This is a genomic window from Candidatus Hinthialibacter antarcticus (assembly GCA_030765645.1).
Classification (GTDB): Bacteria; Hinthialibacterota; Hinthialibacteria; order Hinthialibacterales; family Hinthialibacteraceae; genus Hinthialibacter; species Hinthialibacter antarcticus.
Genome location: JAVCCE010000058.1, coordinates 69,328 through 85,033 on the forward strand (window position 1 = coordinate 69,328; position 15,706 = coordinate 85,033).

At 47.8% G+C, this 15,706-nt stretch carries 3 protein-coding genes; all 3 read left to right on the top strand.

The features are described from left to right. Positions 1 to 136: 136 nt before the first annotated feature. On the top strand, positions 137 to 10,822 hold the full coding sequence (locus P9L94_14015) for a hypothetical protein (protein MDP8245196.1): 10,686 nt from the start codon (positions 137 to 139) through the stop codon (positions 10,820 to 10,822). A gap of 168 nt (positions 10,823 to 10,990) precedes the next feature. Continuing rightward, complete coding sequence (locus tag P9L94_14020; protein MDP8245197.1) at positions 10,991 to 14,263, top strand: FG-GAP-like repeat-containing protein; 3,273 nt, start codon at positions 10,991 to 10,993, stop codon at positions 14,261 to 14,263. 41 nt (positions 14,264 to 14,304) lie between these two features. After that, positions 14,305 to 15,462 (top strand): hypothetical protein, encoded by a 1,158-nt coding sequence (locus tag P9L94_14025; protein MDP8245198.1) that lies wholly within the window; start codon positions 14,305 to 14,307, stop codon positions 15,460 to 15,462. Positions 15,463 to 15,706 lie beyond the last annotated feature (244 nt).

A 15,706-nucleotide genomic window follows, 5' to 3' on the forward strand; every position in this document is an offset into this window, starting at 1 on the left:
CTTGAGATAGATAACCCAAGGTGACAGTCTCTCTTAGTTGGCATGTAAGGTGCTTATTGAGAGAGGGTTGCTTTGTTTGAATATAAAACGACGTGTATAACAATTGGTTTCTTGGACTGAAAGGGAATTGGCTAATATGGAATATATGAAAACTGACATCGCTGATGATGGCGTTGGATGCAGGGAGGGCGGTATGTTAACTTCGGAATTAAAAAATAAAACTAGCAATATATTTAATCTTGGACGAAATCAGGCAGGTAAAGGAGTTATTATGAGGAAGTCATTCGCTAAATCGCTGACGGGAGTAAAATCCTTGTTCTTGTTCATGTTGGCAATTGCGCTGTTGTTTGGTGCAGGTGCTACGACGGCGCAGAGTTTGTCTTTTGTTGAGTTGAATACTCAATACTATAAAGACGGTTCTGTCGCGGGTAGCGCGATTAAGTCGGGCGCTGTTTTGGTGGGCAATGATGATTGGCGGTCTACGACCGGTGATCAAATTGGTGGCACCAATAAAGACGGTGACCTGAAATTAGATTCCGACGCTCCTAAATATTTGAAGAACGTGGTTGGGCTGACATGGCCAATCATCGCAAATATTCAGTCGAGCGGCGGCGGTGTAATCACCAATGGTGAAGATTACGCTCTGATGACGGTTGTTCGAGGTGTTACGCCTTCTATCGTCACAGACGTTCGCGCTAGTAATAAGGCGGGCGCGTTGGCGTTGGTGAGCGCATCGTTTGATAAAGACCTGTTTTCTACAACGATTGGAAACAGTACGCAGATCACTGCGGTGTCGCCAACAAACGTCTATGCGATTGGCGCCGACACGCAAGGCCTTCCTGCCTCAGTGAAAGTGAACTCGACCACAGTTTTGGTTTATGTGTGGAAGAACGCTTCAGTTTTGCAGGCGGAAAACGCAAATAAAGCAAATGCGGCTAATTCATACAAAGCGCGCGTTTCTATTGTTAATACAACTTCAGCCACGACGTCAAACTTCGTTGGTTATGAAACAGCCGATTCCGGCCCGAATGTAAAGACGGGCGTCTTGGTTGATGGCGACAATAATATAAAGACCACGATTATTCGTAACGCCGAATTGTTTAATGGCGCTTCATTGGCCGCTCCGGCGGGCAAGCCTTCGCCAACCGGCGTTGAATTCCGTACAAAAGACCGCTTAACGGTCTTTACTCAAGTTACTGTGAATGCGAGCCTCGACGGCGAGCCGAATGAATACTTTAGCGCCGCAGGCGATTCGCTCTCTAAATTTAACGCAAGCACTGGTGCAGGAACGACTTCTGGTGGTAAGGGAATGTCGGTCTTGTATGACATTGATGTCCAGGGCGGCGGTCAGGCGATTAACTCTGCTTCCGCATCCAGCGGTACCGTTATTTATACGACCCAAGCTGCGGGCAGCGACGTGATTGTTTCGATTACGGGCGTGGTTCGTAATGATGCACAAACAACAGGCGCAAACTTGCCTTTGCAGATTGTGTTCACGGTCGCGGATGATATTGGTAACGCTTCTTCGGTTACGACATCTGATTTCAAGATCGATACCGTGGCTCCGATCATCGTGAAGATGGACGCGAAGACGGAAGGCAGTATTGGTTCTTCGTATCCGACTGTATACGGTAAGGGTAAGATTGGTCAGAATAACCCTGCTGCCGATAATGTAGACTTCTTAGTTCAAATTGATCCGGCTGGTGAATTGGTTGATTCTGTCGCCAATGCAATCAAATGGGCGAGTATTGCAATTTCACCGACTTCTACTTTAAAAGGACCCAACGTTTGGACTGCGAGTGCTGCTCAGCAGACAAGTTCTGTGACGGTCGCTATTACTCAAGTTTTGGCTGCACCAGATTTGAATGCGGCGAACCAAATTGACGCGGTTTCAATCTCGGCTGACTTCTCGGCAGGTCCTAACAGCGCGACAAGTTCAGCCTTTATCGTGCAGGTTAGCGATAATGCGCGTAACTTCGCTTCTCAGGTAAATGGTTCGACCCAGTTTATCACTGGCGGAAACACGACCTTCCTTCGCAAGAGCACCTCGAACACGATTAGTGCGGTTACGTTTACTACAGAAAACGCTGCTCCAATTGTTTTGGATGCAACGATTTATGCCGTCGGTCTTCCAGACGACTTCTTTACAAGCGCTAACGGCGATGATACCTCATTTGATAAATCTGCGCTCTTCCAGTTGTTGCAATCAATCACGGAAGTCATTAGCAGTGCGTCAAATGTTGGTTTGGCGACTGACGTTCGCCTCGTTACCCACTTTGGTGTTCGCAATGCAACTAGCGGCGCCAAGGGTATGAAGATTGAACTTGAAGTTGCTTTCTCGCCAGACACCAGCACGTCCGCTGGCAATGACTGGCGCTATAGCCACGACGGTAACCCTTCAGGTGGTACTTCTTTCTTTAATGCAATCTTTATCGGTAGCGCGACTACCGCAGATTCAACAATCTATAACAGCAGTGTCCCTGCGTTTGTAAGTAGTCCAACGGCGACGATGGGTTCAGCGGGCAACCCCTGGACATTGAAAAGCGCTGGTTTTAATGAGCAAATGGTTAATAAAGCCACAGCAATCTTCCAGTTGACAAGTGGTATTACCTCTACTGTTGCTTTCCAGGCTTCTGGCGGCGTCGCGAATACGACGGCGATTGCAGTGATTGCTGATACAAATCGCAACTTTACTCAACCGACGGGCGCTCTTACAGTTGCTCGTACTAACCTGTTTACCATTGATGCGGCTCCTCCGATTCCAGCTGGTAATGCCAGTGCTTCATTCGCGGGTGCGGCAATTGATATGGCTACGACTTATGACGGTAAAGCCGCTGTTGCATCAACCGTGTATTTCGTTACAACAGGCCCGATTCCGAGCGGATTCAGTATTGCAGCGAGCCACGCTGTTTTGTTGACCACAGGTGGAGTTGGTAGTTTTGAAAACCAGAAGGCTGCTGGCGCTGTTTCTGCTTCATTTGCGGCTGGTCACACTCTGATTCTTTCAGCCTCCTTTAGCAAAGAGCATTTCGCAAACATTTCTACCTATACGGATGCCGACAAGTCACAAGATCAGTTGGTACGGTTCCCGTTTGTTTTCGCAACAGTCAATGCTGCTGCAGGCGATGACTTGATCGTTGATTTTGAAACAGATACAACAAAGCGATTGATTGGTCGACAGTTTGGTACGATCTCCGCTGACTTTAGTGAAGTGATTACTACTTCGAAAAACGTAATTCCTGACGCATCTTCAGCGGTTAGTGGTAATGTCAGTTCGCCAGGCGCTGGTGATGTTATTTACGCTACTTGGGCGTTCTATGTTGATCCTTCAAAGAGCATCAACTCTTCAATTGGAACGAACAAAGTTCGCTATGTAACCTTCACCGCTCGTGACTTGGCAGGTAACAAAGAAATCTTCTCCTTCCCGCTTGGTAAGGCTGACTTCAATGTTCCTACTGTTTCTGTCGCACGTTGGGATCTGGCTCGCCCGAATAATAGCGGCGGCAAAGATCGCGGCGATATCGTTGGTACAAAGGTTGGCGTAACCGCTGCCAGCATTAGTGCAGCAACGATTAGTAAATCTGCTACTTCTACTGTAGTGGTCGACTTCTCAAATGGCCCGTTTGATATCACTCCGACAACTGACACAATTACGTTGTTGTTGGATAATGCTGGCGTGTCTGGAAACACCAATTTACTTGGTTCTTTAATCCAGCCAACATCCATTACCAACGGCAAGGGCACTGCTCTGGTTGGTGGTTCAACCATTGGTCAAGCGACGTTTGTGATTAATTGGTCGTCTTATGGAAACATTACCGGTCTTGATGTTGCTAGCGCTAAGTTGGTTGCGACTGTTACTGCAGTGACTGGTACTGTGACGCAAGTCGCATCTTCCAATGGCGCTCAGGTTGACGGAAAAGTTCCGACCGTTGTGGCGACGCTTAAAGAGCAAACCGTTCTTACTGGCGATAGTGGTACTGACATTTACGTACGCCCAGGCCGCACATTGATTCTTACAGCGACAGTGACAACTGATTCTTATGAAGGTTCACCTTCAAGTGCTATTGGTCGTTTCGCCGCTTCTGCAGACTTTAAGAACTTTAGTAGCCCGGCAGTTGCTAATATCAAAGTATTGACGCCAGCAACCTTGGGTGGTGGAAATACAACATACCTTTATACGTACAACTATGTTGTTCCTAGCAATAATGGCGTAACAGCCGCTAATGCGATTGTTAATGTTACAGATATGGCCGGAAACGTTAGTTCCAATGTTACGGCTCAGATCAATGGCCAGAATGTTCGCATTGAAACGGCTGTCCCAACTTTGGATATTGTCCGCTTGAATGCAACTGCCGACTATATTCGCACAGGTACTGCCATTACGACAAAAACACCTATCGCTACTACCCAGATTAACGATGTTGAAGCCGTTATGACGGGTAAAGGCGGCGCGATCATTGGTGGCGGCGATACGATTGAATACGGAGTGGAAATTACTCCTAACGATCCTGTCTTTACTGATGTTACTAAATTCTCATTTGCAGCCGACTTCTCGTCAATTGGTCTAGGCAATGCAGTTGCGCCGAGCCAAACTTCGAGCTTCTTGGCAAAAATGTATGCAACATGGTCAGTGACTGTTCCTGCTACTGCAACAAGTATCGTTAACGCCAGTTTCCCGATTACCGTTAAGGATCCTGCGGCAACAACAGGCACTGGAGTTACCAAGTTCCCGAAAATCAATGTCGATACACAGGTTATTCCTGGCGCTATCGCACTGAGCAAAATTGAATTCTGGGCAGGGAATAAGAGTTTAGGTTCCAGCCCGTCAGCATTAAACACAACACCAGGTAATGTCACCGCAACGGTCGTTGTGAAGGCAGTGTTTGACAATCCGTTAGATGCAGCGACTTTGTTCAAAGATCAAACCGTTGGTCGCCACTTTGGTAATATCACTGGGCCGACTTCGGTATTTGAAGTTGTTGAAGTCGTCGGTTTGGATATGACGGCGTTCAATGACAAAGCTCCATTTAATGATGCATCTGGTAATGGACCGTCAGGTCAGTTCGATCCGCCTCTTTCGGCCGGTTTGGCTAACTTGGTTGCGGGGTCATCCTTCACATTTGAAATTTATCGCGCTGCGGCGGATAAAGCATTGATCGTGAATGATGTAAACTTTGCAGGCGCTGTTACTAATTCAACGGCTTATATTTTAGAAGCAACTTGGGCCGGTATTCCTATCACGAAGAATATCAGTTCCGGCGCTTCATTTGTTGTTGGATTAACTGACAGTGTTGGTAACAAGATCACGAAATCACTTGGTACTGTGGTGATTGATGGTCAGGCTCCAACTATTACTGTCACAGACTTGAAAGTCCTTAGTGGCACCTATCTACCAGCTGTTAAGAACGCGACTGGTACAATTCTCGCTCCGACACGCGTCAAGAGCGGCGCCTTGATGCAGATCACCTTGAATGTTGATGATGACCCGAATGATGACATTGAAGGCGTTCTGTTAAAACTCGATGAGTTTGTGTCTGCTGGTGCAGAACAACTGATCGCTGGCGTAACAATGTCAACAGTAGGCGTAACAGATACCTTCACTGTTGGTTCCAGCATTTCTACTTACACAATTGATGCCAATGCAGTCAAAACTGGCTCAAAGAGCTTTGATAATCCATTCTTCTACACAGTTAATTCTGTAAGTGTTGCGAATGTGGTCGTCAATTCAACAGATACAGTTGGTAACGTTGGTTCAAAATCCTCAACGCAACTGTTTGAAGTTGATAATGCAGGCCCGGTACTTGTCGATTCGCGCATCTTTGCGATTACTAACGACTTAGGCTTGCCAGCAATTCAATCTTTAACTCCTTCGTCAACATTGTTGAAAAAATTCAATGCAGACGGTAGTTTCTTGCAACTGGGTCGTAGTTCCTGGTTGGTCTTTGCAGGTACGTTCGTTGTGGATGGTTCAAGTGCATCTCACTTTGGCGCCATTACTTCTGATGTGAATGCTGGTGACTTTATCCCAGATACTATTGAGCGTTTCGAATCAACTAGCATTACGCAAGGCTCAACACTTATCGGTGGAGTCAATTCGGCTACACGTTCGCTGCGCTTTGCTACTTATGCAATTCAGGTTAAGTCAGCAGCGCCTCCGATTCTCCCAGAGAACCCAACATTCACATTTGTTGATGCTCTGGGCAACACAACGAAACGTGATGACGCTCTTATCGCAATTGATGCTGCTGGACCGCGCGCCAATGATATTTCATTGATCGTCAACGGTAAGGCGGATTCAATTGATAACTTCGCCAATGTTGGCATTGGCAATACCGGCCCGGATCTTGGCACAGGTTCAAACTTCGAACTGGCTCCAAGTGACCAAATCATCATTGTTGCGACAATGTCAACAAGTGGTGGTTCCTTCCCGGATGTTGTTCATGCTGACCTTCGTGCATTCTATCCGCAAGAAGTTTCATCATTAGTCGATCAAGTCTTGCCGACCACAATCGTTCTGGATGATGAGAATGATTTGGTTATTGCAGAATGGCGTTATCTCACATTCGCATTTGGTGGTTTGGTCTATGACAGAACGACAGGCGGTAATCCGGTGCGCACGGCGTATCAGACATTTGCTGACCTGAACTTCTTGGATGACAACAACCTTCGTCTCGATTCAGGGACTGGTAACAAAGTTGCGTTAGCTTCTAATGCAGTCATTTCTGGCGCAACTGCTCAGCGTCCAGTCAAGATTTACACAGGTGCATGGCCTGCAGGTTCAATTGCGAAGGCTACAACAATTGCAACGAATCTTGTTGGATTGCCTTGGATTCAAGTTCAACCCGATCCGAAGATTGCAGACGATGTGGCTTCCATCACAATTACTGTTGATGTCTCAAGCGATAACTTCTCCAGTTCGACTTCGGCCTCTTCTAAGTTCACAGTTGATACGAAACGACCGGTTCAAGTTATTAGCATGGATCCAGCGCAAATTGTTCGCAATCGTACGGCTAAGACGTTGGTGACCAACACTGCGAGTAATCGCCTTGGGTATCCTCTGGCGCAGAGCCAGTCGAATGGAGTCTCAACTGTTCCTAACCGTGTTCGCGGCGGTGACGTTGTTCCGTTTATCTTCAACGTAACCAACCACACAATTGCTGGAACAAAAGATGACTTCTTCCGTATGTTGCCTGGAACGACCTTCGATCCAAGCAAGGTGTTTGACATTAACTCTGCCGTTGCTAACACAATCGTGGTCTTGACTGCAGATGTCAGCCGTTTTGCAACTGGTATGAGTAACTTGCAAGCCGGTTTGGATTCAAGTGTTGCTGCTTACACAGCGTCGCTGGTTCCAAGTGGAAGCAAGAACACGATCAAGGCGCAAATTAACGTCACCGTTTCTGGTGCAAACAGTGGTATCGGTACAACAGGTACCGGTTCACGTACTGCCCGTTCAGTTACTGCAACAGTACGGGATGATTCTGGTAATCGTCCTTATGATGGTTACTACACAGATTCAGCAAAACGAACAACCGCTGGTCTGACGTCTCTTGATAAAGTCAAGAAACAATTGTTCCAACCAGTCGCAGTTGACAACCGTGCGCCGACCGTAAGCGGTGAATTACGCGTACGATTGAATAGCGGTTCAGCGACTAAGCCTAATGGTGATGCAGTTGTTCTGGGTGAATTAGTCCCGAATAACTCGAAGATTACCCCGGGCGCCGTGCTTGGAGTCTCTGCAACAGTCATCGACACCGTTGATAATCCGTTGGACATTCTCAACAACATCAACTTTGGCGATCCGAAAATGTCTGGCGTCAACTTGGCTGATGCACAAATCCTGTTAATTACTCAGGGTGTTGGCCTTATTGGTACAGACACAATTGATGTTCCGTTTGAAGTCACGTTGCCTCCTGTTGGCGGCGGTATCAGCTCGAAGAACTTCTCCTTCACTGTTTCCGCATCTGACACGATTGGTAACTCCCAAACCATTACAACAGTGAACCAATTCCAGTTTGATGGTGATCCCGCATTATCATTGATCGTAGATGGTTCAGTGTTGGCGACTGGCGCAACAGTAAATGCGAATGCAAGCGCAACAACAGTTATTTCCGCAAGCGCATTTGATGTTGGCGGCGTAACTGAAATCGCTTGGATTTCAATTCCGTCAGTGAATGGTGCAACAATTACAACAACCGCTTCAACAATTGGCGGCGAGTTTGGATCAGTTGATCTGGTCATTATTCCAGAAGTTACTTCTACATTGACTGGTCAAGTTGTTGCAATCGCTTCTGTCACTGACATTAGCAACAACAATAAGCAAGTCAGCGTAACAATAGACTTCAACCAACCTTCAATCTTTGTTGAAGCCTTCCCTGGAGCATTGACTTCATCGGCTGGTTCAGCGCTGCCTGCGGTTTCACTTGATTCAACAGTCAGTGGTTACACTCCGAACGCAGCAGAAGATGTCCGTTCTGTCACAGTGTATGAAGGTCAGACATTGGTTCTTGACCTGAGCGCATCTGACGCGGATAACGATGCTGTTATCTTTGCAGCAACAGGGTCTGCTGTTGACTCGAGCAAATTTGAAAACTCAGTCATCAGTGGTACGCAGTTCACCTTTAAGCCTGGCTATAAGGCTGTTGTTAGCGCCTCAACTGAACAAGACTTCAAACTTGATGTTTCAGCAACAGATGGGAAAATCGCTGCTGACTTAAGTTCAGTTGATATTAAGGTTGTAGCGCAGTCCGCTACACCGACGCTTAGCGTTCAGTCGATTGCGATTAACGGAGTAAAAGCGACAGATCCTAATGCGTTGTTGCAAGTTGACATGTTTGAAGAAGACACGGTTGAAATTGTCGTGAAGGCTGTTGATGCTGGTGATGAGCCACTCAACTTCTTGTTGCTACAGCAACAACAACTTGGCGCAATTCCCGCAGAGAACATCGTTGTCTCGGGTACCAGCGTCTTGTATGCAACAATCACTTACAAGCCGACCTTGTCTCAAGCAGATGTCATTACGTTAATTATGTCTGCAAAGAATGCGTCAATTGAAAGCAATAAAGCGATTCGCGTTCTCAATATTCAGAACGTGAGCCAGGCTCCAATCATCACCGCTATGATTAGTGTTGATGGTGCTGCTGCTCAATCGATTCTTGCTAACGGTTCGGTTACCGCATTTGCCAATCAGGTCATTAACTTCACCTTTGATGTTGATGATCCAGATGGTGAAGCGATTCGTATCCCGACCGCTAAGGCAGTTGGTGGAGCCGCTGGTTCTTCTAATGCGCCTGGCGTAGCGACTCCGATTTCCGATAGCAAGTTCTCGTTAGCCTTTACCGTCAGCGTTGCAGCCAATGCAGCTCCTGGTTCAGTGATTGAAGTTATCGCTCGTGCGACGGATACTTCAACACCGACCAATAAAGCACGTAAAGTTAGTTACTTCATCCACGTTCCGGCTGGCAATGTTCCAGTACCGGCTCCGTATGATGAATTCGTAGTGGCTCAAGGTGTTGGCGGCCGTACAAACGTAACCTATCGCAACTTGGATCCCACAGTGGATGCAAATGGCGATTCGTTGATCGATGCCTTCGACCTCGCAGCCATCGTTGGTTCATGGGATGCAATGCCTGTTAACTTTGAAGCCAATGTTGGTGGTGGTACTGACCGTGCCGTCTACTTCGCTAAGGGCGATGTGACTGGTGACGGCAAAACTGAATTGGTTACAACGTTCGGCCCGGTATCTGCAACGGCTAATGCGAACTCTTCCAACATGGTTGTTATTCGTAAGGCCACTGGTTACGTTCCGTTGCCTCCGATTGGTAACGTCTTCCCAGATCAAGCCGGTTCAGATGCTCGTATTCTCTATCCGACTGGTGAACTTCGTCCGGTAGTTGGTGACTTCATCGGCGCGGGTACGAAACAAATTGCCTTCGCACAAGGTACAGGCAGCACAGGCGCTTTACGCTTGTTCCAATGGAACGGCGGCTTGGACTTCGCGAATGGTACAGCAAACTATGACATCAAGGCTCAATTGGCTAACCAAGATGAGTTAGATGCTGATAGCGGCTGGATCATGACCGATGACTTAGTAGCCTCAAACAATGGCGCTGGTTATTCAGTGGCTGCGTGGGACTTCAACAAAGACGGCAAGGATGAATTGCTTGTTGGTCAAAATGGTCCGTTAGGTATGATCCAGGCGGTTTCACTTGGTGCGGCTAACGCCACATTCGGTATCGTCTTGGATGCGAGTTACTCGCCTGCACTGGATGTCTTCTCAGCATTAGAAGGTATCTTGGGCGCATTCCGCGGCGACCAGGGCGTTAACCTTCGCGTTTCTGATCTCAATGGCGACGGTACGCCTCAAGTAATCATTACAAGCCGTGGCGATTCAACAGGTGCAGCAGCCTTGAAAAACTGGATTCTGATTGCACAGCCTGTCGTTACAGATGGTCAAGTGACTGCTCTTAACGTACTTGGCGGCGGAATTCAGAATGCCTTCACAGAACCTGCAGGCGCTAACCCATCCAATGGTCTTAACATTGGTGTCGGTGAGTTCTCAGGGTTCTCAAGTGACGGTAGAGCATTGATCGTCGGTTCAAAGGCGATTGTTGATTACACTGGCTTCACAGCCAATGTATCAATGGCTCCGACTGCTTCACTGTACACGGTATTGAAAGTTAACTTCGCCTCGGATGGCAGCGTTTCAGGTACATCGAATATGCTGATTCCGGGTCGCGCTGAAGGCTTTAGCGCCTTCCAAGACAACTTCGAGCCGGCCAGTCATGAAGTTACGGTTACTGGTTACAACATCAACCAGTAGTCCCAGACTTCAGGTCTAATCAGTAAACTAGGCGGGAGAGCGAAAGTTCTCCCGCCTTTTTCTTTGCATTTGCTCGTCAAATCCAAGATGTTTTATAAAGACCGTGATATAGTATTCACTTGTTAAGATGGTTCATTTTGTGGTGGGCCTCACTATAAAAAGACTCTTATGCGCTTACGAATTCAAATTTATATTTCAATTTTCTTTGCAATATCTCTATTTGTGTTTTCTGTTTCTGCACAACCTGTAATCAGAAAAACTCAAACAACAACAGATACTCGTATATCTATCAAAGATTTTGATTATCAATTTACTATTCCATCTGAGAATTTAAGTGGTGATGAGGGGGTGGTATGTGAAGTCTCTGTCGCAGTAAACATCACACACGAAAATACATCTGAACTAACTCTTTGGCTGAAACCACCATCAAGTTTGCCCATTTTGCTTTATCAAGCAGGAGAGCCAAATCCGCCTGGGCAAGGTGAAACGCTTTATTCCACTTCATCTTCATTACGCTTACATACCGATCTCTATTCCCAAGCAGGACGCTCTACCATCGGAAATTGGACATTGATTGTTCAAGATAATGTCGAAGGAACTCAGGGCACGCTAAACAGTTGGCGTTTGATTGTCCCGTATGTTAGAGAAGAGCAAATCGCGCGTTTTTCAGCACAAACGGGGAGCCAACATCTTGAAGTGGGTGTTGATGGTTATGGCGCTTTTGGCAATTTAAGCAAACGGACAGACTATAATTTGGGCGCTTCCCATGACGTTGAACAACTGGTAGGCGTTGAGGTAGGCAGCACCGTCTATCAATCTGCCCTTTCGTTGAATGAAACTATATTGGCTGGTTTACATTTGTTTCAAGATCGACGTTTGCCGCCAGTGAATGTTATTCAAGAGGGGAACAATCGCTATAGCAGCAAGTTCTCTGTCGGCGGAATTGACGTATCGCTTTTTCAAACATTACTGGTTGAGAATGATACGTTTTTGCTGCGTCAAATATATGAATTCAAGACGACCGATACATCTATGCACCAATTTAATTTGATGCGCTTTTTTAATGCAAAGTTAATCTATCCAGGTGTGGATGAGATCGGAATTCTCAATCACGCTTATATCTATACGCCCCCGGGAAAAGCGACCTCTCCCTGGTATAACTTTAACCAGATCAATTCGCTCGAAGATGAAACGAATTATGTCAGTATGGGCGGGTTGTCTTCAGCTGCTGTCTTGACTGGACTCACGGCAGGCTCTTGGTTTGATTTTTTGCCTGTCTTCCTAACGAGAGGAACTCAGGTTTTCAACCCTACCGTGTGGTTGGGAGATTGGAACGACAACAATTTTGATGGATTGACTGACCTGGATTCTCCGATGGATATTGCTCAGGTATTAGGTTGGACCGTCACGTTGAATGATGCAGGCAGTGCGCTATTTGTTGCTGAAACGCGCTGGGGAGTCGATAGCCCTCAGCAGATTATTTCGCAAATTATAGGGCCGCCAACGCCAACTCCAACGCCAAAACCCGAGAATTTATTGCCTCCATTTTGGGTTGAACCGCTGCCTGATTTGCGGCTTCTTGTTGGCGAAAATGCTGGTGCGATTCTTGATCTTGATGATTATGTTGAAGACCCTGATTCGAACACCAACGAACTTGTGTTCTCGCTTGAATCAGAAAGGGATTTACCGTTTTCTATAAATAATGAAAACCAACTGACATGTGATCTGTCAGGATTTTCGCCGCCGGATGGAATGGCTCGTATTGGCGATCAGGGTGCGTTGACTATCACGGCGTTTGACGGTTTATACTCCGTTTCTGAAACGATACGGATTAAGACATCGACATTTCAATTGCGTCATACGTTAGCGGGGCCTCCAATTTCTATCTCTCCTAACGGTGAAGATGATATTACCATTGCGTTAGATGAGCTGGTTCTCGTTGACGGTGGTGGAGACGAGATCATCTGGTCCATCAATTCTTCGTTGTTGCCCAGCGGGGTGGAAGTCAACATTGATGAGAATAATCTGGCGCATATTTCTGGAGCGGCGCCAGAGCATCTATCTTTAGTTCCATTGATCGCTCGCCGTTCGGTTGATGGTTCTCAAGAAACGCCAGTTCCAACCTCAACTCCTACGCTGGAGCCAAGCCCGACTCCGAGTCTCACTCCGACGTGGACACCAAATCCTCCAACGCAAACCACGACGCCGACTCTAACCCCAACGGCGGTTCCGACGGTGACGCCATTGCCGCCTACTCCTACTTCGACGCTAACGCCAACGTCAACACCTACGCGACCTCCAATCGAAATCACGCCAACCGCAACGCCGACGCCTGTTTGCTCTGATGCGTTTAAGTTTTTTGTTCAACCTGAAGTCGCTGCGTTTGAGGCGCCCTCTGCTGTTGTGTTTGATGATGAGCAGAAACGAATGTTTGTAGGCCATTACTTTGATGGCAGCATCGCCGAATACCGCTTCGAGAATGGTGGGCTTCACTTGCAACAAAATATTGCGGGACGTTTTGGTTTGCGTGACATCGCGCTGGGCGACCTGAACGGAGATAACCGCGTCGATGTGATCGGGCTTAATACCGATGAGAAAGAAATGCTCTTTTATCAGGGAACCGAATCGGGAGCGTTAACGCAGAGCGCTTCCATTTTGTTGACGGGCGAGACGTTGCTGCATGAAAATTCCGTGTCGCTCTCTTCAAATATTCAGGCTATTGCCGCTGCCGACGTGGATGGCGACGGCGACGATGAGGCCATCGTGAGCGCAGCCGACGCCGTTTTGATTTATTACTGGACGGAAATCGGATGGAACTTATTGTCGCGACTCGATGTGGATGCTCAAATATTACGGATGGTCGCCGCTGACTTAGACGGCGACTCGGATGCTGATTTGGCGCTCGGCGTGAGGGCATCGCAGCATGATGAAATTCGAGTGTTTATCAATGAAGAGGGATCGTTTCGCGAGACGCAACGATTGGCGACAGACCTTTCTATCAACGGCGATTTTGTGAAACAATTGGTTGTTCGCGATTGGACGGGAGATGGCGTTGCTGATTTGGCCGCGCTGTTATTTAGCGATACCGTCCATTTTTACCGGGGACTCGGGGGCGTGAATTTTGAGTTGGTTAACGCTTCGGCTCCGTTTCCTCCAGGCGTCATTGACTCGATTGTTCCGGCTGACTTTGACGGCGACGGTCGTGTTGATCTGGCGGGGCTTCATCGCGGCATTGACGGCTTGACCGTCTTTATGGCGTGTGGAGATAATTTCTCGTTCCGGCGCTCGATTGGCGTGAAGGTCTTGCCCAGCGCTCCAGCGGATGAAACCTACATGATGACGGGCTTTGATGTTGAGGGAGACGGCGACTTCGACCTGCTCACGGTGCGCAGCCTGCGCGACCGCATGATCTTGTTAGAAAACCAGGCCATACGCCCATGATAATTTTAGATAAAATGAATAGTATCAGATGCAATAGACTGATGATCGCGCTCGCCGTGGTTAGCGCTTTGGCGGCGTTGCCTGTTTGTGCGCAAACGGTTGACGAAGATTTTGACGTCGTTGCGATCCCCATCGGAGGCTCTCTTCGTTCTGGTGAACATGAGTTCGGCGGCCCGGCGTTTTCACTCGCGGATATGGGGCTGGAGCAAGTTGTTGTTCCCAATGTGGATGGCAGCAATTTTCCCGAACCCGCCGAAGAGAGAATCCAAGTATCACGAGATCGTATAGAGATCGAACTCCTTCCCGGCGAGGCGGTGCGGTTTTTGTCTCAGCCGATGGTGGTCTCTACGACTTCGGTATTTTTTACCTCGTTTGTAACGGTTGAAAATGCGATCCCGGAGCAGATTGGCACTGCGTTTTTGGATATTGAAAATTTGGGATTAATTGGCGTTGCGTTATCGTTGCCTGGCGAGAGAAAACTAGGTGAGCGGCGTGAACTCTCCGCCGAATTTCAGCCGCTTGGGCGGCAGGTTCAATTGTTATTGCAATGCGTTGGCCCGGCGGAAGGTTCCAGCCAACCGACAACGATTGCGTGGGAGCGTTTACGCGTATTGGACGGGTTCCGGTCGCTCGATCTTGCTTTGGGCGCTACCGCGCTTACCCGTCAGGAACGCTTTTCTCCATTTCCCAAAACCTTTGAAGAAGACGAAACCGTCACCACGCCAGGCGGATTTATCAGTGCGGTTTCAAATGAGTCTCACTTGCAGTATCCAAAAGAAGCCACTCAAACGTTATTGATCGCTGTCAAATCGGCGACGGATGTGGTTCGCGCAGTAGCGCCGCTTGAGCGCTTGGTGATAGATTCGCTTACTGTTCCTCCGCCGCAGATGCTTACCGCTCAAATGTGGGCGAAGCGTCGCTCTGGCGCTGGAGGCGTTTTTTCAATTGCGCTAGGCAGCGCGCAAACCACCAGCATCGGTGTTTATGAGATGCTGGTTGATTTAATCCCGGTAGATCGGTGGGTTCGCCTCGAATGTCAGATGTTTTTTGACCACAACGCTGTTCCCTCATCATTTTTGTTCTTGCAACTACGTGAGGGCGCGTCTCAAATTTTGATTGATGACATCACGCTGCGCGGTCGGCGAGACGCCCGGTTTTTTTGGGATGAAAGCCTCGCCCCTCCAGGTTTTAACCAGTAGATGTAATTTTTCCCGCCTGCTGTTACGAATACATCCCCCGTAACTAATTTCATCTTTTTTCGTTATAGAGGTAGAGAATACAAGCGGGCATGTTTACCCATCGGAAAGTTGGCGCTTGTGACGTGCCCCTCTAGAATGGTTCCATGTGAAGTGAGAGAAATAATGAAACGGAAGGGATTTCTCTCATGTCAAAAAGCAAAGGCAAGCGGTACACGGAAGAACAGATCCTAGCGATCTTGAATGA

Bases quoted from the DNA above. Each gene is read 5' to 3' on its own strand.
- P9L94_14015 (MDP8245196.1), top strand. From the start codon at position 137: ATGGAATATATGAAAACTGACATCGCTGATGATGGCGTTGGATGCAGG.
- P9L94_14020 (MDP8245197.1), top strand. From the start codon at position 10,991: ATGCGCTTACGAATTCAAATTTATATTTCAATTTTCTTTGCAATATCT.
- P9L94_14025 (MDP8245198.1), top strand. From the start codon at position 14,305: ATGATCGCGCTCGCCGTGGTTAGCGCTTTGGCGGCGTTGCCTGTTTGT.